Annotated in this window: 17 protein-coding genes; 4 read left to right on the forward strand and 13 right to left on the reverse strand. The window is 45.4% G+C overall.

Annotated elements, in window-relative coordinates; genetic code table 11:
- Positions 1-1,599 precede the first annotated feature (1,599 nt).
- Entirely contained in the window at positions 1,600-2,010 is a 411-nt protein-coding gene (locus DWU89_RS18140) for a PD-(D/E)XK nuclease family transposase (RefSeq protein ID WP_262405932.1), read from the forward strand.
- 220 nt (positions 2,011-2,230) lie between these two features.
- Here the strand turns inward: DWU89_RS18140 and DWU89_RS18145 are convergent, their stop codons facing one another.
- The 7 genes from DWU89_RS18145 to DWU89_RS18175 form a co-directional block, all read right to left on the reverse strand.
- Positions 2,231-6,862: an Ig-like domain-containing protein gene (locus tag DWU89_RS18145; protein WP_147292145.1), complete on the reverse strand. Its 4,632-nt coding sequence runs from the start codon at positions 6,860-6,862 to the stop codon at positions 2,231-2,233.
- A 408-nt stretch (positions 6,863-7,270) separates the two neighbouring features.
- The gene (locus tag DWU89_RS18150; RefSeq protein ID WP_115501047.1) at positions 7,271-7,762 is read right to left on the reverse strand and encodes a DUF4252 domain-containing protein; all 492 of its coding nucleotides are present in this window, start codon (positions 7,760-7,762) and stop codon (positions 7,271-7,273) included.
- Between the two features lie 4 nt (positions 7,763-7,766).
- Positions 7,767-8,168, reverse strand: a complete 402-nt coding sequence (locus DWU89_RS18155) for a hypothetical protein (protein WP_187574950.1) — start codon at positions 8,166-8,168, stop codon at positions 7,767-7,769.
- Positions 8,158-8,676 (reverse strand): RNA polymerase sigma factor, encoded by a 519-nt coding sequence (locus tag DWU89_RS18160; RefSeq protein ID WP_115501049.1) that lies wholly within the window; start codon positions 8,674-8,676, stop codon positions 8,158-8,160. Before DWU89_RS18160 ends, DWU89_RS18155 begins: the two co-directional genes overlap by 11 nt.
- A complete protein-coding gene (locus DWU89_RS18165) occupies positions 8,666-9,118 on the reverse strand; it encodes a DUF4252 domain-containing protein (protein WP_115501050.1) in 453 nt (150 codons plus the stop codon). The genes DWU89_RS18160 and DWU89_RS18165 overlap by 11 nt, the downstream gene beginning before the upstream one ends.
- Before the next feature lie 124 nt (positions 9,119-9,242).
- Entirely contained in the window at positions 9,243-10,142 is a 900-nt protein-coding gene (locus DWU89_RS18170) for a DMT family transporter (RefSeq protein WP_115501051.1), read from the reverse strand.
- A 20-nt stretch (positions 10,143-10,162) separates the two neighbouring features.
- Positions 10,163-11,395, reverse strand: a complete 1,233-nt coding sequence (locus DWU89_RS18175; protein WP_115501052.1) for an MFS transporter — start codon at positions 11,393-11,395, stop codon at positions 10,163-10,165.
- Between the two features lie 286 nt (positions 11,396-11,681).
- Here DWU89_RS18175 and DWU89_RS18180 point away from each other — a divergent pair, with 286 nt between their 5' ends.
- A complete protein-coding gene (locus tag DWU89_RS18180; protein ID WP_115501053.1) occupies positions 11,682-13,121 on the forward strand; it encodes a glutamate decarboxylase in 1,440 nt (479 codons plus the stop codon).
- 7 nt (positions 13,122-13,128) lie between these two features.
- A complete protein-coding gene (gene glsA, locus DWU89_RS18185; RefSeq protein ID WP_115501054.1) occupies positions 13,129-14,094 on the forward strand; it encodes a glutaminase A in 966 nt (321 codons plus the stop codon).
- 69 nt (positions 14,095-14,163) lie between these two features.
- Here the strand turns inward: glsA and DWU89_RS18190 are convergent, their stop codons facing one another.
- Entirely contained in the window at positions 14,164-14,895 is a 732-nt protein-coding gene (locus DWU89_RS18190) for a potassium channel family protein (RefSeq protein WP_115501055.1), read from the reverse strand.
- Between the two features lie 182 nt (positions 14,896-15,077).
- Between DWU89_RS18190 and gadC the strand changes: the two genes are divergently transcribed.
- Entirely contained in the window at positions 15,078-16,604 is a 1,527-nt protein-coding gene (gadC, locus tag DWU89_RS18195) for a putative glutamine/gamma-aminobutyrate antiporter GadC (protein ID WP_115501056.1), read from the forward strand.
- Between the two features lie 135 nt (positions 16,605-16,739).
- Here gadC and DWU89_RS18200 read toward each other — a convergent pair whose 3' ends face one another.
- The 5 genes from DWU89_RS18200 to DWU89_RS18220 form a co-directional block, all read right to left on the reverse strand.
- The gene (locus DWU89_RS18200; protein WP_115501057.1) at positions 16,740-18,461 is read right to left on the reverse strand and encodes a RagB/SusD family nutrient uptake outer membrane protein; all 1,722 of its coding nucleotides are present in this window, start codon (positions 18,459-18,461) and stop codon (positions 16,740-16,742) included.
- A gap of 11 nt (positions 18,462-18,472) precedes the next feature.
- The gene (locus DWU89_RS18205; protein ID WP_244205943.1) at positions 18,473-21,778 is read right to left on the reverse strand and encodes a TonB-dependent receptor; all 3,306 of its coding nucleotides are present in this window, start codon (positions 21,776-21,778) and stop codon (positions 18,473-18,475) included.
- A gap of 223 nt (positions 21,779-22,001) precedes the next feature.
- Positions 22,002-22,964, reverse strand: a complete 963-nt coding sequence (locus DWU89_RS18210; protein ID WP_115501059.1) for a FecR family protein — start codon at positions 22,962-22,964, stop codon at positions 22,002-22,004.
- Between the two features lie 86 nt (positions 22,965-23,050).
- Positions 23,051-23,611, reverse strand: a complete 561-nt coding sequence (locus DWU89_RS18215) for an RNA polymerase sigma-70 factor (protein ID WP_115501060.1) — start codon at positions 23,609-23,611, stop codon at positions 23,051-23,053.
- A gap of 231 nt (positions 23,612-23,842) precedes the next feature.
- Positions 23,843-24,784 (reverse strand): fimbrillin family protein, encoded by a 942-nt coding sequence (locus tag DWU89_RS18220; RefSeq protein WP_167451724.1) that lies wholly within the window; start codon positions 24,782-24,784, stop codon positions 23,843-23,845.
- Positions 24,785-24,909: the final 125 nt, after the last annotated feature.

Raw genomic sequence — 24,909 nt, forward strand, 5'->3', positions numbered from 1 at the left:
CTACCAGGACTAAGGTCTTCTTTCCATTAAAAAAACTTCCCTTTCACCCTGGTATAATAATTCATATTTTAGCGGATTCTGAATCTTCCGCAAATCGGGAGAAATACAATAACCCCCCTTTTGTGCTGTTTTTCTATTTCATCTGAAAAGTTGATCTATTTTGGGTTGACTCTTTTCACGGTTTTAACTTGTCCGGCTGACACCGGACAAAATGAGGTGCCGAGACAATTCCCAAAAGCGTGCAGTTTGATTGTAGAAAGGCGAAAATACTGGCAAAGTGATAAACCTTAACTCCCGGAGAATCGCCTGTAGCAAAATAAAACGGACGGCGTTCCAAATATCCCAAGGAAATTTTCATGGTTTTTTGCCGTGAGGACGGTCGTTTTTCAAAAGAAGACGGTCATAATCGCCATTGCGACCGTCCTAATGGTCCGTGCACTCGGCACCTCGCAAAGATTAGCACGGTCGCAATGGCAAAGAGGACGGTCGTGATGGCGAAAAACTCCCGGAAAAGGGGAAAAAGTGCATTTTTGAGCTCAAAAAAACGGATTAACATTTGTTTTGTTTCGGATGCCTTCTGGACCTGAAAAATACGTTTTATACAATAAGTCCCCCTGCCGCAGGCTCTCTTTTGGGGGATGTGTCAAAAGTAAGTTCTAACGCTTTAGCGTGTCATTGCGGGCTTGCCCCGCAACCTTATACTAAACTGATTACAGTGATTAGGATGAGATGGCGGGTCAGGCCCGCCAGGACACAGACGCTATAAATAGGACTTTTGACACATCCTTCTGAAGTCCACAGAGGAAAAGGCTTTGCCTCTAAGCTCTAAAACCGTTCGTTAAAACGAAACGGCAAAAGAGAGCCTGCGGCGGAGGGCTTATTGTATAAAACGTGTTTTTCAGGGTAAAAAAACATCCGAAACCGAACAAATGTCAATCCACTTTTCAGCCGTCAAAAAGGGGCTTTTTCTTATGATCCGGAACCTTAACGCAGCGAAGAGGGACTTTATCGCTCTGATTCGGAACTTTATTGCCCTGAAGTCGGACTTCATATAGTACGAAGTCAACCTTCAGAGCGATGAAGTGCCGGGTCACGGCAATTTTCTGCGCACCTCACGGCAACAAGCCTCCAAAATTTCCTTGGGATATTTGGAACGCAGCCCGTCTTCGTTCGCGAATATTCGATTCTCCGGGAGTTAAGGTTTATCACTTTGCCAGTGTTTCCGGTTTTCGGTAATCAAATTGCACACTTTTCGGAATGGGCTGCGCACCTCATCTCCTCTGTTGTCAGTCGAACAGGCTAAAACCATGAAAAAAGTCAATTCAAAATCGATCGACTTTTCGGACGAAATAGAAAAACATCCCGGGAAGGGGGTTATTGTAATTATTTAAATTTGTAGGAGGTTCAAAACTTGTCAAAAGTGAGCTATAAATGATGATTTATCGGTGTGTTTATATCGACCGGTGGTAACTCCTTCCCCTCTCGAGAGGGGGCAGGGGGTGTGTGAATTTTCTTTGATAGACAGAAAGATAACACACCCCTTATCCTCTCTCAAGAGGGGAAACTGATACTCCCGGCGCTATAACCATAAACACGAAAATGGATTCTTTCTTTTCATTCCATATAAATATAATATTACCTTTGCATGAGTGCGACACGCTTTATAAGAAGTGGTTATACGTTTTAAATAACATCGAGATCATGGAACGATTACCCCAAGAACTGAACAATCAGATATTCCGCAAGCTGAAAAGCATCGTGGAGGTAGAGCGCATGACCCCCGACCAACGTCTGGAATATGAATTAAGCCTTTCCGTCGAGCGTGACCTTTCTGCTGCCCTTGATACAAGTTTTGAAGATGGGATGGAGAAAGGAATAGAGAAAGGTAAAGCGGAAGGCAAAATCGAAGAACAACGTCTTATTGCTGCCAATTTTAAAAAACAGGGGATCAATATTGAAACGATTGCGCAATGTACCGGTTTGTCGGTAGAGGAAATTAACGGATTGTGATTTTCAATGCTAACTAATTGAATCAGCCGGGTTGTTACTTGTTTGATAACCCGGCCGATTTGTTTCACTTCTTGCCAAATTTTCCACAATAAATCATCATTTAGCGGCATCAGCCTATGAAAGCAGAAAGGGAAACCTCACGGCCTCCCTTTCCCATTCACTTTAACTAAAAAGCTTAATCTACGAAAAATCGAAGATTACTTAATATAAATGCGCGTCTTTATCGGACGTTTACTTTCTGTGTCAACACATGGCCGCCACTGCTCAGGCGAACGATATAGATTCCTTTCGGAACAGAGATCGTTTCTGCCTGGCTGATCGTGCGATGGGCAACGACTGTTCCCGCCATGTTGACAATAATCATTTCAACCGGTGTGGCCGGCTGGATTTGGATACCGCCTTCGCGACCGAAGATTGCCGATTCGGCAAGAGCCTCTTCAACACCTGTTGCAAAGTCTACTGTTACCTGGCAAAGAGCGGTCAGACCGCCGTTGATGGCTGTGGCAATAATGGTTGCCTGGCCTACTTTGACAGCTGTTACTTTACCGTTGGCGTCGACTGTGGCAATAGACGGATCTGTGCTTGTCCACTTCACACCGCCGGCAGCTGCCGGTTCAACAGTTGCAACCAATGTGTAAGATTGCAGGCGTGCTAATGTCAAGGTTGTCTTATCCAACTTGATACCGGTTGCGTCCGGAGTCGTGTCGCCAGTGCCGCCACCTGTACTTCCACCACCTGTTGTCGGGGTGTAAACGGATTCATAGGCGCCGAGGTGAACAGTTTTATTCGTGCCGTCGTCGGTTAGACGTGCATCGCCTAAAATATCCATGGCATCTTCAGTGATACCGGTGATGTCACCCTGTGCTTTGGCAACAGGAGAATCTTTGTGCAATTGATACTTATAGTTTGTATTGTCGAACTTGATGTAATCGAAAGTGGCAAGTTTCAGACTGTTCGTTTCAACAGTAGCTGCGGTTTTCAGTGCGTTGTGAGAAATCACAACATTACTTGATGCACTATTTTCTATTGCTTCATCGGCAACCGTCCAGAGGATATTATTCTTGATATTTACATTTGTCTGAGTAGCTGCAATTGTGATTACAGGCTCTGCATTGTCTGCATCGGTTGCATTTACAAACGTATTGTTGATAATGGAAACAGTAGAACTTTCTGCAATATCCATCAACTTCATATTGCCATTGTTGTAGAACAGACAGTTAGAAACCGTAACTTTTTTACCGGAAATGATTGCACCTTCGCCTACGATACCGACAAATTTACAACGGTCGATCGTTGCGTTAGCATCGCCTGCTGCGATCACTTCGGAAAGTAATCCCGAAGCTGATTTTGTCGATACGTTCACGAAGTTACAGCCGCTTAAAGTAAAGGTTGCGCCACTGGTTGCTGTGATTGCTTTGCCGACAAATTCAGCGCCTTCGATAACAACAACACCTGTTCCTTTTATATCGAGAGCGGCAGTTTCTGCGTCTGCCTTGAATCCGCTATTTGTCAGATTCAACTCGCCTGATACTTCAACGGTTGCGCCCTCTACATGGGCACCTTCCAGATTAACGGTTGAGCTTGCTGCAACATTGATTGCTTTCGGAGTTGTTGTTGCACCTTCTGCTACCACAATATTGATGTTTTCCAATGTCAGTTCGGCACCTTCCACTGTCGTAAAGGCTGTTTTATCACTTGCTACTGTGATAGAAACCGGTTGATTCGGGTCTGCGGATTTAATAACAGTTGTTGCAGAAACAGTCAACTCTACATCATCCAACTCTACATTATCTGACAAGATAATTTCCGGTTCATTGCCCTTAACGGCATCAGCCAAACCATCGGCATCATTTACCGGTTCTGTTACTTTTACAAACTCGAAAGTGCCCATGTCGATAGTGGCTACACTTTCAACTAAACCTTGAATACGGGTTTTACCGGCCAGGTCTGTCTTCGGATAAGTAGCAATATAGGCAGCGTTTGAACCGCCGTTGATACATGGATTGACAGCTTCGCCAATCTTGGCTGCCAGTTCATAGGAACCTTCTTCAAACGGGTTACCTTCTAACTTTACATTGTGAGTTGTCGCTGCATCTGTTTCCAGCGAAGCGCTTGCGCTGTAAGTGATTGAAACACCAGTGGATGTTGTTACGGATTCCATGATACTGTTCTTGACAATACCGTTGCTGTTTTCAAATACGGAAACGTTCGGTTCGGCCTTGTCGCTTGCTGCGGTATTGCCCCAAACCGTACAGTTAATCATCTGTGCTCCGGCAACGGAGAATGTAACAGCGCCTTGTACAGCATCAGTATTTTTTGCAGCATCAGGTAAGCCTACAGTTCCGGTTGTCCGGTTTCCGTAAACCAATGTGTTAACCATTGTCGTTTGGCCGTTCAGGGTAACACCACCGGTCAAGAATGCTTCATTGTCATAGACTTTGCAATTTATGATTTCCATCTTGCTGTTCGCGTCATTTATACCGTCGATCTTCACGCGAGTACTGATACCTCCCGAATGTGCGGTTATGTCTTCACCCTTAGATATATTGCTGTAGACTTCGCTGTTCTGGATCATACCGGCATAGTGCATGACAACGCCACCACCACCTTTCACGGCTTCGTTATTATGGATCAGACATCCGTCGATCACACCGCCCATGTAGCACATCACGCCACCGGCCTTGCCAGTAGTTACGTTTGTACTGATTTCGCAATTCTTCAATGTTACATTCTTTGTAATAATTGCACCGGCAGCATCGTCGGCTTTACCGTTTGTGATCATTAGGTTGCTCCAAGTGGTAGCGTTTGTCAAGCCTGATTCTGTAAATGCAGCACCATCATATTTGGCATCTGCCTTATAAGAAACCACACGTCCTTCGGCGGCGCCGTTCAAGATAGAAGCCGGTTTGCCGTTGCCATCTACTGCTCCGGTTACATTAACACCGGCTTTCATAACGAAGTTGCCGATATATTCTCCGGCAGCCAGTTTCACGTCTGCTGTTGCAGCGTTGATCGCCCCTTGCAGGAACTTGGCAGGCAGTGCGTTTTCGGCAGAACTACCGTCTTTCTTGCCTGCGCCTTCTACGGATACATAATAGGTGTCAGCCGTTTTACCCAACATCAGCGTAAACGGGCGTTCTGTTCCGGTAATATAAGTAACTAATTTGTCGGTCGTGGAAGCACTTCCGGCTGTCGTGGCATTGGTGTACAGATAAGCATCTGCCAATTCCATGATGGCGTCTGAAGGGAGGGTAAGTTCTGTATTCTTATTTACTAAAGCCATAACAGCATCCAATGTCGTATTCTTGGATACGATTGTGCCTTTAGTACCTTTTGCCATTGGCAATGCATCTACAACACCCTCGGCAGATTCGATTTGTGCGTAGACATACTTATCGCCGGTCCAGTGCAGATAGCTGTAGAAACAATCAGTGTACGTGTTTGCTTCGGCAATTGCTTTTTCTGCGGCAGCATCATAAGTCACAGTCGCATCTGTTGTCTTTGTTGTCCCGTCCGGCAATGTCAATTGTTTGTTGTCGCGCAGGATTATGGCTGTTGATGTAGATTTATCTGTTGCCGTAAAATTGTAATTGGTAAATGTGTTGTTCTTTACAGTATAGGTGACAGATGTATTTTGCGGATACAGCATCAAGCCGTTTGCAACATAAGTGTTGGCCGATACGCCACCGGTAAAGTCGCAGTTGTCAATCGTGATCTTGTCGGCAACGGCAACTACGGCACTCTTTTCCCATACCTTGAAACCGTAGCTGTTCTGGTTCAGTTTCAGGTTTGCCAGCGTAACATCTTCGGCTTTGACCAACAGGTTGCAGTTGTTGAACACGGCCTTGTTGTCGGCATCCAGCCCTTGCACCTTAATACCTGTCGGGATAGTCCAATAATGTGTGTTGGCTTCTTCATCTTTTACGGACAAATCAAATTCGCCGGCCACATAGATCGGAGCGCCGGCCACCGAGTAATTTACAGCTGTATGCAGCGATGCCGGATTATTGCTTACGCAACTGAATTGGCGCAAAGGGGCTTTTCCGGCTGCGTTTGTCGCACCACTGTAATTCCAGTTGCTGCGTCCATAATCCAGATAGCAGTTCATGAAAGTGTTATTCTTCCAAAGGTCGATCTCGTTTGGGATGACAACCGTAGTTGAGCTTTTATCCGAGAAGCTATCTCCAAAGCGTGCCAATGAAGATTCCTCCGTAACCAATAGAGCCGTAGAACTCCATCCCTCGGTTCTATCATTAAACATATGGAAAACGTTGTTGGTAATATTATAGTTTACCTCTCCATCGCCGTATGGCCAGATATTCACACCGTTTCCAACTTTCGTCCCGCTGGTGTTAGCTTCCATGACAAATTCGTTTTCCCGAATAGTTGCCGATTTAGCAACAACATCGATTGCGTTTTTAGTCAAAACACTCTCATCTCCACCTTTAATATGGATTTCCAGGCCATTGATCGCACAGTCGTTTGCCAATAAATGGAATGAACCATACACAACCGGACGTTTTGTTGTGCCCTCTTTGGGTTGGATCGTTGTTCCGGCTTTTGTCAATGATCCCATCGATACAATCGCATCTGCGCTTCCGTACGTTCCTTCGGCAACCAGGATGGTAACAGCACTTGCATCCGCAGCTGCATTTGCCGCATCGATAGCCGCCGACAGAGTTGCATACGGTAAGGCTTCCGTTCCGTCTGCCGAATCTCCGGCTTCACTTCCGGCATCTACATAAATGGTTAAAGGTTCCGGTATGGCTTCTGCCATGATCCACCCGATACCCGCCAGCACCATAAAGGCAGCCAGCATACATGTCCTTTTGAGTAAATTTACCCTTCTCATGTTTGTTTTGTTTTTGATATCCATCAATTCCCGGACTGGATGGTTTTTGCATAATAAAAGAGGCGTGGGAACTGTTGATATATCTATCATTGAGGCTCTCGACTGCCCGGTTGTATGATATAAACAACAGCCCACGCCCTTTTTGCTTGTATATGCGTGCATGCTGGCGCATGCCTATATAACAAGGAAAGGAACGCGAGCGTTTTGTTGTCTATTACCCATACAACCTGAAATTGTCGAGATTTCAATGATAGGATAATATCTTAAAAACGCTTCTCGTTTATCTAATAAAACGCATTGACCCGCAACGCCATGCAGGTGTACATGGAGGCAAAAGTAGGCCTTAGTTTTCAATAAACAAAGAAAAAGAAGAAAAATAATGTGCTAATGGTTGAAGGGATACGTTTATTAGTAGCTGATACTTATATTCTTTTCATTCTCTTTTGAAAAACTGTTTGCAACGTTCTGTATGTCTTGCAGTGTAAATTTTCCCGTCAGGCGGATGATGACGTATTCGGATTCCGTATCGGCCAGCATGATCATTTCGTTTATCTGGTCGCCTTTCTGCTCGATGTAGAAGGTCGCTTTGGTGTTGTTGTCTTTGACACGCATCAGTTCTTCGTGCGATTTGCCGATGAGGCCGCTGAATTCTTTCCGCATCTGATCCCGTATTTCCCGTTTCTCGGAAGTGAGGATCTGGAGGTTGTTTATTTTTCCTTTCAGGTTCATCAGGTCGAGGCCGCCACTCTCTATGTTAGGCATCATTTCAAACATTTTCTTGGAGATGAAGACGGATGTCACGTTGTCCATGTCGGCATATTTCTCGAACAGTCTATCCTGGGCAAAGCACAGGCTTGTGCAGCAAAGGAACAAAATCAGGAATATATTTTTGTATTTCATAAGATTAATCGTTTAAATGTTTGTTTAATATGTTGTTTACTTTATCGATTTCCTGCCCTGCGTTGTTCACCTGGCTAAGGCCTTTGTTGAGGTTCTGCGACATCAGGAGCAAGGCTTTTTCGGCGACGGCGGCGGCATCCTTCGGATTGGTGTAGGTGTCGGCGAGGCGGTCCGGAGTGTGAGACGGTGCGTCATACCGGAAGATGCCGATACATAGCAAGGCTACGGCAGCGACTCCGCTTAACCAGTATAAAGAACGTCTCCGGGTCAATGAACGAGTCTTCTTTTCCTCTGCGACAGCCCAGGCGTCGATCTGCTGTTCCAGCCGTCGGGAAAGTCCTTCCGGTAAAGCCTGCTCTTCCTGGAGGGCTTTATTGATCAGTTCGTCTATATTTTTATCGTTCATATTCATGTGCATAATATTTATCAAATTGTTCCCGGATTATTTTCCGTGCCCGGGAGAGTAGCACCCGTATGTTGACGGCGTTCAGGCCGGTGATCTGTTCTATTTCGTCCATCGAGCAATCGTCTATCCCTCTTAGCCGGATAACTTGCCGTTGGTTTTCCGGCAGGCGGCTGATCAGGTAGCGGATATGCTCTACTTTATCCTGCATTTCCAGCTCTTTGTCCGGCGAAGAATCTGTGGAGAGCGTGACGGCCTCTGCGACGTCTCCGTCGTGCCTGTTAGCACGGGGAGACCGGAGATAATCGAGGCAGAGGTTCTTGACCAGCGTTACACAGAAGGCTTCCGGATTTAGAACATTGGCCAGTTCTTCCCGCCGGCTCCATAGCTTATAGTAGGCATCTTGCAGGATGTCTTCGGCATCGGCTTTGTTTTCGACCAGTGCGTAGGCAATTCGGAAGAGCTTGGGATGGAGGGGGAGGAACAGCCTTTTAAAGCTATCAACGTCCATTTTTATGGTCGTTTACTACCCGTTCGATATCGGATGGTTTGATTTTTCCTTTGATACGGATCAGAGCATCGTCGCCGCCGTCGGTTGTCAGGATTACCAGCTCGCGGATCATCTCTTTATCGATACGCACCATTACTTTTGTACGGCTGCCGCCTTCGTTGCTTGTGACCATTGTCTCGAAGTTGGGATCTTTCAGTTGCTTGATGGCCGTGCGGAGATTTTCTTTGACAGTACTGCCGCATTCATCGAAGGAAAGGACCTCGATACTGCTTACCCCCATCGTTTCGGTAAACATACTGCTTATTTTCATCAGGAACGGACCGACCGTTACGCGGGTTACGTTATCCTGTTTGGCAAAATCGTTGAACAGCTTGTCCATACTCTGGCTATATCCTGCCTGGCAGAATAGAATGAGAATCAGAATTGCAATGTATTTTTTCATCTTTCTATGTATTAATCGTTACTTAATTCCGTTAGTTCCGGCTCATTCAATGCGCGCTATTGAAGAGCGTTCATTAAGTAGACGGTAGTGGTTGCAAAGTTGTTACAAATAAATTGAGATTTTATCATTTTTCTTTGTTTTCTGCTATCTCGACGAAATAGACACTCGAGCAGATAAGCAGTATGGCAATCAGTTGTGTCCAGCTGAAGCGGTCCTGTCCTAATGCTAAGGAGGTGATGGTTGCCACAATCAGGATTAGGTAGCCATAGATGGCAACGAGCGTTGTTTTCAGGTATTTCAGTCCGATCGGGACAAGCAGATAACTGATGACGGTCGGGAAGATCAGGACAAATAACAATACGCCCATCGGTTTCCAGTGGATCGGAGAGGTGAGGACGGCAGCATCGAATCCGGTTATTGCCGAGACAATGATGCCGGAAAACGCCGCGCCCGAAAAGGTGTATCTCAGCATTGTCATGACCCCTACATTCTTCAGAATGCGGTTGCTTGCAATCAGATAGACGGCATAAGCAACGGAACTGAGCAGGCAGAGTATATTCCCTGTCAGGGCATCCGAGGCCAGATCGTCGCTTTTCTGTGTTAGGATACACAGCAGTGCGCCTCCCAACCCGATGAGGATACCGGTTACTTTCATCTTCGTGATTGTCTCTTTAAAGAAAAGGACGGACAGGATGAACACCCAGATCGGTTGCAGGCTGGAAAAGATAGAACTGGAGACCGGTGTCGTCTTGCTCAACCCGATCAGGTAGAAGAACATAAAACCGTAGATACCGAGTGCACCTAAGAGGAAAAGGAGTATTTTGTCTTTCCGGGTGGATGTTTCCGGTTTGGTGAAAAAACCGATGATCCAGAAGGCGACGGCTGCGAATGTACACCGCAGTGTGACACCGGTCAACGGACTCATCCATAGTGGTAACAGATATTTCAGCGCATTCATGTTCAAGCCGCTGAAGATTTTGGATATGACCAGGCTGATATTGGCTTCTCTGATTTTATTTTTCATGTTTTCTACTGTTGTTTGAGTTATGCGGATTTAAAACTGTCGTTGAATAAAAAGGAATCCCGTTTGAGGTAAGCCCAGACGGCGGCAGCCAGTGCGATAACCATATTAAAAATGAACGCGAATTGTTGCGTTTCGATATGGAACATATCTTTGAACACATTAATGATAAACGGGCAAAGCAGGATCGCCAGGTAGTTCATGGCCATGACGAAAGCCAAAGCTAACGTTACTTTTGCCGGTATGGCGGTACGGGTTGTCTTATCGTAGGCAATAGGCTGTATGACGCCGTAGCCGAGCCCTGCCAGGATGCAACCGAGCCCGATCAGCCATTCGGTGCGGGAGACAAGGATAAGCGCCATCCCGGCAGCGATGGAGAGCATACAGGCAAACTTGGTCTTTTTCCCGAAATAGGAGACTATCTGGTTGAGGACGAATCCAGGCGCCATGATAGCCAGGAAGAAGAGTGAAATCATAAGTCCCGAATTGCCGCTGGTAAAATGGTATTCCTTCATCAGGAACGGGAGGTTGAAACTGATGATGATGACCAGATAAGTGGCTAATCCGTAGAATAGCATAATCTGTATCAGGTGGCGGATTTGTATGCCGAATTTGCCGAAACTGTTGTTGGTATCCGTCCCCGTGCGGCTCTGTGTCGCTTGCGGGGAGACAGCCGGATAAGGCGAAATATTCTTTTTCAGATAGAATGAAAGGACGATCGAGATCAACGGAAAGAGATAGACGACGAACGGCAGATGCCAGTTCACTTCCGCCAGATATCCTGTCAGGACGGTTGCTAACACTAACGTTACATTCGTAATGGCTGAACTGAGCCCGAATTGCTTCGTACGGTATGTCCCGGTAAAGAAACGGGAAATCAAGCCGGTGGAGAGTGGTACGATCAGCCCGGAACCGACTCCTAACAGTGCGCTGACGGCTATCAGTTGCCACATTTTTGTGGAGACCAGATACAAGACACCGCTCAGTGAGAAGATCACCAGCCCGACTTGCAACAGGAAGATATTATTGACCTTTTCCGTCAGTTTGCCGGACAAAATGATAAAAGGAATGATCAGCAGGGAGGGTAACGACGAAAGCATCTGTATATCCAGCTCCGTGGAATGCGGAAAGATTGCCGAAAGTTTTCCTAAGATAGGAGACACAGCCAGGCCGGGCAACGCATTCAGTGCCGATATCGACCATATACCTATTAATGTAATAAGGGGAATCGTCCCCTGTCCGGTCTGTATTCGCATAATCGTTTCGTTTTAGCGTTTGTGAATAGTGATTTATGATTTATTTATTGTATTGAAACAAATCCGGATTCTGAATGTTCACTATGCTTATAAAATCCTTTTACAGAGTCGTTTTAGGTTAAAATACGAGTAGATTTTGGCACTCTTATATAACATTATTTTAATAAAGCTCAAATGTCGTATGTTTAACCAAAAACATAGAACAATTGCGGATAGCAGCTGTTTTTGCCATACAATCGACCGAGATAAGTCGATAACGCCATTAATAATTAAAAACAAAAAAGACATGGAAGATTCTAATTTTAGAAAAGGTGATGCCAAGACAGCGATCTTTGGCTCGAATGCAATGTTGCATCCCGCTCCAGTAGATGTAATCCCCGATGGTCCTACCACTTCGGAGATTGCCTATCAGATGGTAAAAGACGAAACCTACGCACAAACACAACCGCGCCTGAACTTAGCCACATTCGTGACTACCTGGATGGACGATTATGCAACCAAATTGATGAATGAAGCAATCAACATCAATTACATCGACGAAACGGAATATCCGCGTATCGCTGTGATGAATGCCAAATGTATCAACATCATGGCTAATTTGTGGAACAGCCCCGAACAGGCAAAATGGAAAGCCGGCGCATTGGCTATCGGATCTTCCGAAGCATGTATGTTGGGGGGTGTTGCAGCCTGGTTACGCTGGCGTGAAAGAAGGATCGCACAGGGCAAACCGACCGACAAACCTAATTTTGTGATCTCTGCCGGTTTCCAGGTTGTCTGGGAAAAGTTCGCCCAACTGTGGCAGATCGAAATGCGCCAGGTGCCTCTGACACTCGAACACATCACCCTCGACCCGCAAGAGGCTTTGAAGTATTGCGATGAAAACACGATCTGTATCGTTCCCATCCAGGGTGTTACCTGGACCGGTCTGAACGACGATGTGGAAGCATTGGATGCCGCCCTTGACGAATACAATACAAAGACAGGCTACGATATTCCTATCCATGTGGATGCCGCTTCCGGCGGTTTCATCCTGCCGTTCCTGAAACCGGAGCTGAAATGGGACTTCCGCTTGAAATGGGTACTTTCCATCAGTACTTCCGGACATAAATACGGCTTGGTATATCCGGGATTAGGTTGGGTTATCTGGAAAGACAAGAAATATTTGCCGGGTTCCATGTCTTTCAGCGTGAATTATTTAGGAGCAAACATCACCCAGGTCGGCTTGAACTTCTCGCGTCCTGCCGCACAAATCCTGGGACAATACTATCAGTTTATCCGTCTCGGCTTCCAGGGATACAAAGAAGTTCAGCAGAACAGTATGGCTGTGGCTGATTACCTGCATGCTGAAATCGCCAAGTTCGCCCCGTTCCAGAATTACAGCAAAGACGTTGTGAACCCGTTGTTTATCTGGTATCTGAAGCCGGATTATGCAAAGACTGCCAAATGGACGTTGTACGACTTGCAGGATAAATTGAAACAGAGCGGATGGATGGTTCCGGCTTACACGCTGCCTGAAAACCTCGAACAGTGCGTTGTCATGCGTATCGTTGTCCGCCAGGGATTCAGCCGTGATATGGCAGACCAGTTGTTAGGTGATATCAGTGCTGCTATCGCCGAGCTGGAAAAACTGGAATATCCGACGCCGACACGTATCGCACAGGATAAGAGCCAGGAAGTAAAAGGCTCTGTCTTTACCCACACGGGCTGTGCCAAATCAACAAAATAAAGTAGTTATGGATAAAAAGATTTCTGTTTCACAACTGAAAGAGGTAGCACAGGAGGCTTACGAACAGTATAAGAATAATACGGACGGTAAGAATGCTGATTATATCCCCTATCTGGCTAATATCGACAAAAATCTGTTCGGCATCAGTATCTGCCTGTTGGACGGCAAGACTATTACGCTGGGCGATTCTTCCTACCGTTTCGGTATCGAGTCTGTTTCGAAGGTGCATACCGCTATCCTAACATTGCGCCAGTACGGGGCGGAGAAGTTGTTAGAGATGATCGGGGCCGATGCAACCGGCCTGCCTTTCAACTCCATCATGGCGATCCTGCTTGAAAAGGATCATCCTTCTACTCCGTTAGTGAATGCCGGAGCGATCACGGCCTGCAGTATGGTACAGCCCATCGGCAATGCTGACGGGAAGTGGGAAGCGATCGTTTCCAACATTACCGACCTGTGCGGCAGTGCTCCGCAGCTGATAGACGAACTGTACAAGTCCGAATCGGCTACCAATTTCAATAACCGTTCTATCGCCTGGTTGCTGAAGAACTACAACCGTATCTATGACGATCCGGATATGTCGCTCGATCTCTATACCCGCCAGTGTTCGTTAGGTATCACAGCCGAGCAGCTTTCCATCGCCGCAGCGACTGTTGCCAACGACGGGGTGAATCCGGTCACGAAGAAGGCTGTTTTCGACGCTTCTCTGTCCCCGAAGATCACTTCCCTGGTAGCGACCGTCGGTTTCTACGAACGTACGGGCGACTGGTTGTACACATCCGGTATTCCTGCCAAGACAGGTGTCGGTGGCGGTGTGATGGGCATCATGCCCGGACACTTCGGTATCTCCGCCTTCGCTCCTCCTTTGGATGGTTCCGGCAACTCCGTAAAAGCGCAGTTGGCTATTAAGTACATAATGAATAAGCTGGGTCTTTCCATCTTTGGAAGCAGCCGGTTTACAATCACCGATTAAAACGGTTTATTCTTTTAGTTGGCGAGCCTCCACGCCCCTACGTTGTAGGGAGACGGGAGGCTCGTTTTTTTATGTCTGTTTCGTCTCGGGTTTGTTTTGCTCGTAAAATGCCTCTTTTTTCTTGTTTGCGGCTTGTACCAGGCTTGTGACGTAGACGGTAAAGATCGGGAACATCATCATGCCGAGAGCGGCCAGCAGAACCGATAGAATGCGTCCTGTAGGCGTGATTGCAATGATATTGGAACCAACGGTTGTCACGTCCATGAAAGCCCACCAGAGGGCATCGCTGTAATCCCTGACTTCCGGGTTCACCTTATGTTCGAGGACGAAGAATATCAGGCTGGAAAAATAGACCATTGCCAACAACATCGTCAGGTAAGAGACAAAAAGACCGGAAGCCCGGTTGGAGGTCAGCCAGCCTACCACGATCGCCAATGCCCATCCACTGCGTACGAGCGGGATGAAACGCAGGAAATAGGTCACCTCCGCCGAAAAGGTGAAACCGTAATAATCGATAATGTTAAGATAGGGAATCGAAACAAGCAGGAAAATGATGTGGGTTTGCAGATAATGTAATTTATGTTTTGATAACAAAAACTCCAACACAAAATCGGCAATAAAGAACATGCAAATCCAGAACTGCGTTTTCAGGTAAGATGTTTGCGTGATGAACGGAATGTTGTTGAATGTGTCGATCGAAACATCGACGATAAGGAAAAGAGAAAGTAGTAATATCATTACATGGAGCACTCCGTAAATGCCCCGTTTTTCGTAGAAAAAGTCATTGAATGCAGTCTTCATTGTCTTGAATTATTACGTATTACCGAATGGAACAGCGTAGGTGCGGATTTTGTTTTTAACACTTATTCGTTAATTAACCAAGTTTGACATCCCGTTGACAAACTAACACAAAAAGGAGTTGTTATACTGTCAATACAAGCGAAACTAAACGAAACAAAATTCACATTTTAATAGTAAAATTCATGGCAAATATTGGAAAAGCAGTAAAACTTGGAGTCTTTACTCTTGCGATTATGAATGTTACGGCAGTCGTCTCACTTCGCGGACTGCCTGCTGAAGCTGTCTATGGACTGAGCTCAGCCTTTTATTATTTGTTTGCAGCGATCGTGTTTTTAATCCCTACCTCGTTGGTGGCGGCCGAGTTGGCAGCCATGTTCCAGGATAAGCAGGGTGGTGTGTTCCGATGGGTTGGCGAGGCCTACGGTAAAAAATGGGGTTTCCTGGCTATCTGGGTGCAGTGGATCGAAAGTACGATCTGGTATCCGACCGTGTTGACGTTCGGCGCCGTTTCCATTGCGTTTATCGGGATGAACGATGCACACGACATGGTGTTAGCTTCAAACAAAATGTACACCCTCGTGGTAGTGTTGATCATTTACTGGCTGGCTACTTTTATCTCTCTGAAGGGATTGAGCTGGGTTGGTAAAGTGGCTAAAGTGGGCGGTATCGTCGGAACGATCCTCCCGGCAGCCCTGCTGATTATCCTGGGTATTGTTTATCTCTCTATGGGCGGACATTCCAATATGGATTTTCACGGTAATTTCTTCCCCGACTTTACGAAGTTCGACAACCTGGTGCTGGCATCCAGTATCTTCCTCTTTTATGCCGGTATGGAGATGGGCGGTATCCACGTGAAAGATGTGGAAAATCCGACCAAGAACTATCCGAAAGCGGTGTTTATCGGTGCGCTGATCACTGTTATTATCTTCGTGTTGGGAACTTTTGCTTTAGGTATTATCATTCCGGAAAAAGACATTAACCTGACGCAGAGTTTGCTGGTCGGTTTCGACAATTACTTCAAGTTTATCCATGCTTCCTGGTTGTCTCCGATTATCGCGATTGCATTGGCATTCGGCGTGCTGGCAGGTGTATTGACATGGGTTGCCGGTCCGTCAAAAGGTATCTTTGCCGTGGGAAAAGCCGGTTATCTGCCTCCGTTCTTCCAGAAAACAAACAAGCTGGGTGTACAGAAGAATATCCTGTTGATCCAGGGATTGGCTGTTACGCTTCTGAGCTTATTGTTCGTGGTGATGCCTTCCGTACAGAGTTTCTATCAGATCCTTTCTCAATTGACGGTGATCCTGTACCTGGTTATGTATCTGTTGATGTTCTCCGGTGCGATCGCACTACGCTACCGGATGAAGAAAGCCAATCGTCCGTTCCGTATCGGCAAACATGGTAATGGCCTGATGTGGTTTATCGGCGGTCTTGGTTTCTGCGGTTCATTACTCGCTTTCATCCTGAGCTTTATCCCGCCCAGCCAGATTTCGACAGGTAACAATACCGTTTGGTTCTCCGTACTGATTATCGGTGCCATCGTTGTGATAGCCGCTCCGTTTATCATCTACGCTTCCAAAAAACCGTCATGGGTCGATCCGAATACTGAGTTCGAACCGTTCCATTGGGAAGAAGACAAACAGGTTCAGGGTGCTTCCGCTCCAACAACAAGTAGCAGTACTACCACAGGAGGAACTTCCGGAAATGCGTAAATGCAAGAAGCTTCGGTTTACTTTTGTCAAGGTCTGAACCGATGTTATCTATTTAATTTGATGAAAACAGGGGCGCCTCCATTCCTGGAGGGCGTCCCTGTTGTTTAAAGACTAATACCTAATTATCCAATCTCTTTACCAACCGGTATTTTGTTCCAAACTCTTATTTAAATCGATTTCAGATCCTGGAATAGCCCATAAATTATACTTGGAATCGATTGTCTTGACACCGCCGACCAAACGTCCCATGATGTCGGTTTGTTTCATTCCGTTTGTTTTTTCAACTAATTCTCCCCACCTCTGTAGGTCGAAGAAGCGGATTCCTTCAAGAGCAAATTCTACGGCTCTTTCATGTTTGATACGTTCGAATACTTGATCCTGTGTTGATGCTTGCAACCAGGCGGGGCCACTGTTCAACCCTGGCATATTCACGCGTGCACGTACTTGATTGATGTATGAAACGGCGGATGCCTGATCTCCGGTCTGATTATAGCATTCGGCTAACATCAGCAGTACATCGGCGTAACGTATTACCGGCCAGTTGACAGGTGAATGGGCACGATCTGAAATCGTACCGCCCCAATCGTATTCCTGTACGAATTTGCGCCACAAATAAGTATCCTGATTGTATGCATTACGTACGTAGCCGTTACCTTCATACGAAAAGTAACCATCTTTTGCCAGAACCATTTCACAATCGATAGCCTCATTGTTTGCCCATCCACGATAGATTGTATAAGGCAGGATGACTGTTGCGTCCATACGCGGATCCCGTTGGGCATACATCGCTTTCAGTTTCTCTACTTCAGGCGGGTATGTGACCACTTTCTGGCCATTTTCGTCAAATATGCTCTGATAAAGATCTTCGTCACTGATATTTTTAAAGAAATCGTCCCGGTCATAGGGCTTGCCATCGGTGCATTCATACATATTTACCAGTTCTTGTGATGCCACATTCGTATTAATACAACTGCCATACGATGCACGGTTACCCAGGAACTGAACGTTCAAGCCGTAAGGCGTAGCGCTTCCACCCATATTTTCTACAGCAAAGATGATTTCCTTGCAGTTATCGGCTCCGTCTTCAAAACCGGCAGGACGGAATAAACTGGCGTAGCTGCTGTTCAGTATATATCCGTATCCGCCATTGACGACTTGTAAGAAGTCTGCTTTTGCTTTTTCATATTCTTTATTGTAAAGATATACTTTTCCGCGTAATGCATAAGCGGCTCCTTCAGAGGCTAATCCGACGGAATCACCTCTGGTTTTGGGTAAATTCTCGCAGGCATAAGCCAAATCGTCCAATACAAATTTACGTACCTCGTCTGCCGTATTGCGCGGTTTTTTCATTTCGGAGGCATCGCCTGTAAATGTTTCGTCGTAGATAGGTACACCGCCGAAGTAATTCAATAAGTTATTATACAATAATGCGCGTAAAAAACGAGCTTCTGCTGTATATTGTATTCTTATTCCTTCGGATATGGTGCTATTCTCCAGATTGGCAATTATGTTGTTTGCCCTCGCTATACCCTCATACTGTCCTGTCCAGGCATCACTAAAAGAGCCGTAATAGGCGTTTGCGATTCCCATACCGACATTATACTTATCGTAGGCCGGCCACCAGCCATTAGTGCTCCAGCCTAAATCGGTCACTGATTCCAGCGAGTACAAACCATTATAGACTCCGGATGAGTTCAGCGACTGGTACACGCCAATCAAACTTTCGTAAGCTTTTTGGGGCTCATTGAAGTCGATGACAACTGCGTCTTGAGGCAATTGTTCCAAGTCATAGCAGCTCGTCATGGTCAACAAACTGCATGCACATATACCTAATAAATATCGTTTCATGTTTTTCATAATCCCTATTCTTAAAATTCAATATTAACACCTACCACTGCCTGACGCATGGTTGGATAAACCAAGTTCGCTGTTTCAGGATCGATACCTTTCCAACTTGTAAACGTGAAGAAGTTTTCCAACGATCCGTATAAACGGAGTTTCTCGACAAAGAACTTGTGAGTGAGAAGTTTCGGGAATGTATAACCCAGTTGGATATTGCGAATCTTTAAGAAATCGCGGTTCTGCATCCATATCGTGTTGTTGTTGTCGGTCGCAATGATGCCTTGTGATGACAGGCGTGGGTACTTGGAACTTGTCTGTCCTTCCCGCCATGCGTTCTCAACTACATATTTGGAGAGCTGGTGATCTTTGGAAACTGTGGTTGTGAAATAACCTTCATTGATATATCCTTGATAACCGAACGCACCGTCAAAGCTTATGGATAAGTCAATCCCTTTATAGGCTGCAAATAAGTTTAAGCCTAAGAAATCGGTTGGATTGGTATTGCCTGTAACTGTGCGGTCTTCTGTATTGATCACACCGTCATGGTTGATGTCCTGGAACAACACGTCGCCTTTTTCCGGTATGCGTCCCAATGCTTCAAAAGCCTTTGGATTGGCTGCAACCATATCATTGACAATTTTCAAATCGGCATCGGTTGCAATTATCCTGTCGGCTTTATACATATACATATCTCCGATAGAACCTCCTTCTTTGATGTAATCATATCCGCTCAGTGAGTAATCATCTCCTTTGAACTTGTTGATCTTGTTTTTTACATGGGTGTAATTCAGTGTAACGCCGTAAGAGAAATCTCCCACATGGTCATTCCATCCTAAAGTGAATTCGATACCTTTATTGGAAACTTTGGCGGCATTGGTAGTTGGAGCTGAAGCATTACCATGTACACTCGGTATCGGAAGTTGGATCAAGATACCGCTTGTACGTTTGTCGAAATAATCAAATGTACCGGTTAATCGATTGTTCAGCACTCCGAAATCAAGACCGAAATCGGCTACTTTCGTCTTCTCCCATGTCAGATTCGGGTTTGCCAACGAAGTGATTGCCCAGCCTGTTTGGACTGTGTTTGCAATAATATACGTACGATTGGCATATGTAGAACGGGCGGCATAATTGCCAACAGAGTTGTTACCCAGTGAACCGTATGAACCGCGAACCTTTAGATTGCTGATCCATTCTATTTCTTTCATGAACGACTCTTCGCTGATTCTCCAAGCTGCAGAGAATGAAGGGAACCAACCCCAGCGGTCGTTTTTCAGGAAGCGTGAAGAACCGTCTGTACGTAAGTTAAATTCAAGCAAGTATTTGCTCTCCCAGTCCAAGTTGATACGTCCGAAATATGAGCGCATAGCCCATACTTGTTTGTTTCCTGTTGCCGAAACCTCACCGTTTGCCCCGTTCAGTACGGAAAGACTTAAATCCAATAAATCTTTGCGTCCGTAATTTTCCCATTCTGTCGTATAGCGTTCCTGGCTTGTTCCTGCCATCACGCCGATACCGAATTTGTCTGAGAAGAAACGATGGTTGTAGTGGGCCACTAAATCCATATAGTTGCGTTCGTTACGGGTGGAAGACTGATTGATGTAGGATTGTCCTTTACCTTCAACTAAGATGGTATTGTTGGCAAAGTTCCAAAAATCATGGAATACAGGAATCTCTTTTGTGTTGTTTCCGGTATATTCATAAAGCATACTTCCCGTAATACTCAAGTCTTTGATTGGATTTACAGTTACAAAGAAACGTCCTTTACCGTTACGTGTGATGTTGTCTCCACGTTTCGAATATAAGCTTGCAAGCATATTATTACCTGATTCGGAAACATCGGCCTGGGGATCTTGCATTCCACCGAATTTACCGTCATGTCTCAAAATCATAGCAGGGGATGTCGCATAGGCCCAGCCGAAACTACCGGATCCCGGATCTGCTTTACCATAATAGCCACTGAAATTAATGCCCATCTTCAACCAGTCTGTAATGTTGGCTGTGATATTAGACAAGGCATGATAGCGTTGGTAACCGGCATTTTCCATGATACCCGGGTTACTGTAATATCCTAAAGAACCATAGAATTGTATAGCATTGCTTCCTCCTTGCATGGAAACGGTGTGATTGCTTCCTACGCCTGTCTGGAAGGCTTCATCCAACCAGTTTGTATTCGGGTATTTTAGCGGATTCTTTCCTGCGTCAGCGCGCCATTCCTGAATGGATGCTTCTGTATATGGCCCTGTGACGTCACTGTTTGTATAGCCTTCATTCATGTATTCCATGTAGTCGGCATAGTTACTAATCGGTTCCAGAATATTCTTCCGTGCGGTTTGGAAGGAAACATAACCGTTGTACGATAGTTTCATCCGGCCGGTATGTCCTGTTTTTGTAGTGACCAAGATAACGCCGTTAGCAGCCCGGGAGCCGTAGATGGCTGAGGATGCAGCGTCTTTTAGGATGGAAATATTCTCGACATTGTTGATATTGACGTCACTCAATGTACCTTCTACCCCATCAATGATGATTAACGGGCTCGAGTTGTTCAATGTCCCGACACCACGTATCAGAATGTTGGCATTGTCATCACCCGGACGGTTGTTGGAGGATGTCACCTGCAAACCGGCTGCAGCACCTGCCAGTGCGTTCGACAGGTTCGTGATCGGACGGCTTTCCGCCATCTCAGAAACCTTAACGGAAGCTACGGAACCGGATAAATTAACTTTTTTCTGCGTACCGAAACCTACCACTACGACCTCTTCCAACGCCTGTGTATCTTCTTTCAGCTGGACGTCGAGTGTCGATTCGTTTCCTAATTTAATGCGGCGTGTCGCATATCCGATGTAGGAAATCTGGATGGTTTCACCCGGGGAGGCCGACAGGGAGAAATGCCCTGAACCGTCTGTGATCGTTCCGTTGCTTGTCCCTTCTACGGAGACGTTTACGCCGATCAGCGGCTCACCGTATTCGTCTGTGATCGTTCCGGTGATTCTTTTCGTAGTTTGCATGATGATGGGATTTTCGGCTTTTTCCCCTTTCATCAGCATGATGTTATTTCCCTGCATGGCATAGACGATATCCGTGTTGTCGAATATGTTCTGAAGGACTTCTGCCACAGGTTTGTTTTCAGCTTTGACCGTAACCTTGCGATTCAGGTCCACTTCGTTCTTGTTATAAATAAACAGGTAATCCGTCTGCTGTTCGATCTGGTTGATCAGCGCCTGGATTTTAATGTTTTCGCTATTGATGGAAACTTTGGCAACTTGCGAGCTGGCCTCCGTAGCGAATAGCCCCGTTATGAAAATGAAGAGAGATGCAAAGGTTATTTTCATAATGCGCAATATATGTTTATTAGTCAATTTTAATGGGATATAGAAATCCCTGTATAAATTATTTTTCATACATTTATAGCCTTGTATTAGTTAATACTTAAGATATTTAAAAGCGTGTCTGGTATTGACTTAGCCGGAGTGTGTTGGATGCGCATTCCGGCTTTTTCGTGTTTTTTTACTTACTCCATAGGCAAAATAGATTTAAGATGTTAATGACTATTATTTATTTTATTATGATTGTACTTTCTTTATCGTCTTTTTTCTCATATTTGAACTTTGTCCGTAGCTGTAACGTTTTCAGGACATGTTCGACCCCGTCGCTGGTCCGGAATTTACCGGTGTAGCGCTGGTTGAGTATCTTAGTGTTTTCAATGATAATATTGACATCAAAATAGAGTCGCAGTTTCTCGAACAGGTCGCCGATGGTATTGTCATCGAAGCAGATCAGCCCTTCTTTCCAAAGGAAATAATCATATTGGACGATAGGAGAGGTTTTTAACTGTCCGTGATCAGTGAAGGCCTTTTTGTTGGGTTCCAGCAGGATGCCTTCCTTATGGTTGGCCGATTCTATCCGGACGGAGCCTTTCAGCAAAGAGGTCTCGAATAGGACATTGCCTTTATAAGCGTTGACATTGAATTCCGTCCCTAAAACCTTTATATCATATTGCTCCGTTTTCACGATAAACGGTTTGCTTTCGTTGTGGGTAACGTCGAAATAACCTTCGCCATCCAGTGTGACACTCCGGTTATTCCCGTCGAAATGGCTTGGAAAAGTAAGGGTTGTTCGGGCATTCAGCCATACTTTGGTACTGTCTGACAGCGTCAGTTCGGCACGCTGTCCGGCAGGGACGTAAATCGTTTGCATGATGGCTTCCTGTGGGACCGTTTCCGGTTCCGTTCTGCTATAATAGATGGACACAACTGAAAAAGCAATGGCAAATATGGCGGCGATTTTCAGCAATTCCCGGCCGGCAGACCATAAGGCCCATCGCTTCCGCCCCTTAGAAATCATTTCTAAGGCAACAGGAGCCGGCTCCTGTTGCCAGATTGTTATTGTGTGCAGTTTACACAAGGCGAGATATTCTTTCATATTCTCCTTATCGGCATCTATCCAACGGACGACTGCCTCCTTTTCTTCGGGGCTGGCATCGCCAATAATGTATTTATATAATATCTCCTTATCCATAATTTCCTTTCCGGAGACCGCTTTTTTTCAGTCTCATATTTATAAAACGATTTAAAAGGGAATAACCCTAACCGAAAAATGAAATATTATTCGATCAAAAGTAAAAAGTATAAAATCGGCAGATAGTCTTTCAGGCTGATGCGTAACGGCTTGAGGGCTTTTGTGATGTGGTATTCTACTCCTTTTACGGTAATCCCCAATTCTTCGGCAATCTCTTTGTTCGATTTGTTCTGGAAACGGCTCATAACGAAGATACGGCGTGTCTGTTCCGGCAGAGTCGCTAATGTGTCTGCAATAATTTTTTTTACTTCTTCAGAGAATATCTCTTCGGGATCACACGCTTGCAAAGTGGATATGCGTATTTCCAATTCACGTTGGTTTAAGTTGCTCATCGAATGGATAGCTTCCGCTTTAATCGCCTCGTGTTTCAGATGGTCGAGCGATTTGTTTTTGAGGATTGTGAGCAACAGGGCATCTGCATGATCCGTATTTTCCTCTTTCAGGTTTTCCCATAGTTTGATGAGCGATTCGGAAACAATGTCTTCTGCAACGGATTCATCATGTACAAACGATTTTGTAAACAAGAAGGCTTTCCTGTAGTATCGCGTGTATAAGGCATTAAAACTATGGATATCCGTTTGCGACATTTTTATATGTATTTAGTACGCTCTTGGTCACAAATATAGATAAAAATATGAGATTGGGGATAGTTGCAAGATGAAAAGCGGCCCCGCCCTGGTTAAATTCGAATAAGGGAGTGTTGTTGGCGATAAGTTGAGAAGGGAGAAATGGGCGGGGCGCTGTTCATAAAGTTTGGTATTATACCAACTTTATACATAACCAAAACATAAAATAGAACTTACATTACAGAATTAATTTTATAGATTCTTTTCTATCGGAAGCCACTCGCTTGTGCTTACATTATCAAGTGTAATGGCCTTCCCGTTAAAAAAGAGATTGTATATATATCTTTGTCCTTTTTCCCACTTTGTTCCGGCAGGAATTTTGTATTTGAATGTTTTCCCGTTGATGGTGAAGAGCGCTTCCACGTCTCCGTCGGAACGGATGCGCGATGTCGGGATTACCATTAGTTGCAACGATTCTCCCGGTATCGTTTTCAGCATGTTCGGAGAGTCCAGCTTTAAACGGGTGGAAGCATTCGTGCCGGCGCATCCGCCGATATTTCCGGTTTTTATATTCATCATTCCTCTGAAACAAAGAGCTGTCCCGCCTGCTTTATTTCCGATCTGTATGGCGTTGAGCAGGAAACAGCCTTTCGCTTCCGGTGTAAGGCGTATTTGAAAACTCAAAAGCGAGAGCGTATGGTTCATATTGAGCAGTGCGACAGGCGAAACCTGGTTGACCGCTCGTTGGCCGCTGGCCTGGATCCCGTACATATAATCTTTTGTCAGGGAAGCATCCGCCGATATACGGACCGGAATGTTTTCCGGATCGAAGTTTACCTGCCACTGGTAGGGATAATAGGCATAGACCATGACCGGCTCTTCATGCAGATAGATTTCCGGAGACTGTTGCCAGCTTAGTTTATTATCCGTTAGACAGGCCTCTGCCCGTACATTTTTGTAATCGGGATTACTATCATATATGTTACCGGTATTTTCCGACACTACATGCAGCCCGATAACCGATCCTCCTGTAAATTCCTGTATGAAATTGGGAGACTTCGTTGTCAATACCTTCGTTATTATTGTCAAAGGCCGTTCCTTCATGCCTAAATTTTCAATGAGTACCGGATCGTAGTCGTTTGTACAACTAAAAATGACGGTCGTGAACATTATAAATAGTAGTAATTTATTCATTCTTTGTATTATTTTTGTGAAATGATTACAGTTGCAAAGATCGGTCGGTGACTTGTACGGAAAAAAGTTTACACAATTAGAAAATAAAAATGTGTAAAGAAAAGCGACACAATCGAAAATATACG

Source organism: Parabacteroides acidifaciens (genome assembly GCF_003363715.1).
Classification (GTDB): domain Bacteria; phylum Bacteroidota; class Bacteroidia; order Bacteroidales; family Tannerellaceae; genus Parabacteroides; species Parabacteroides acidifaciens.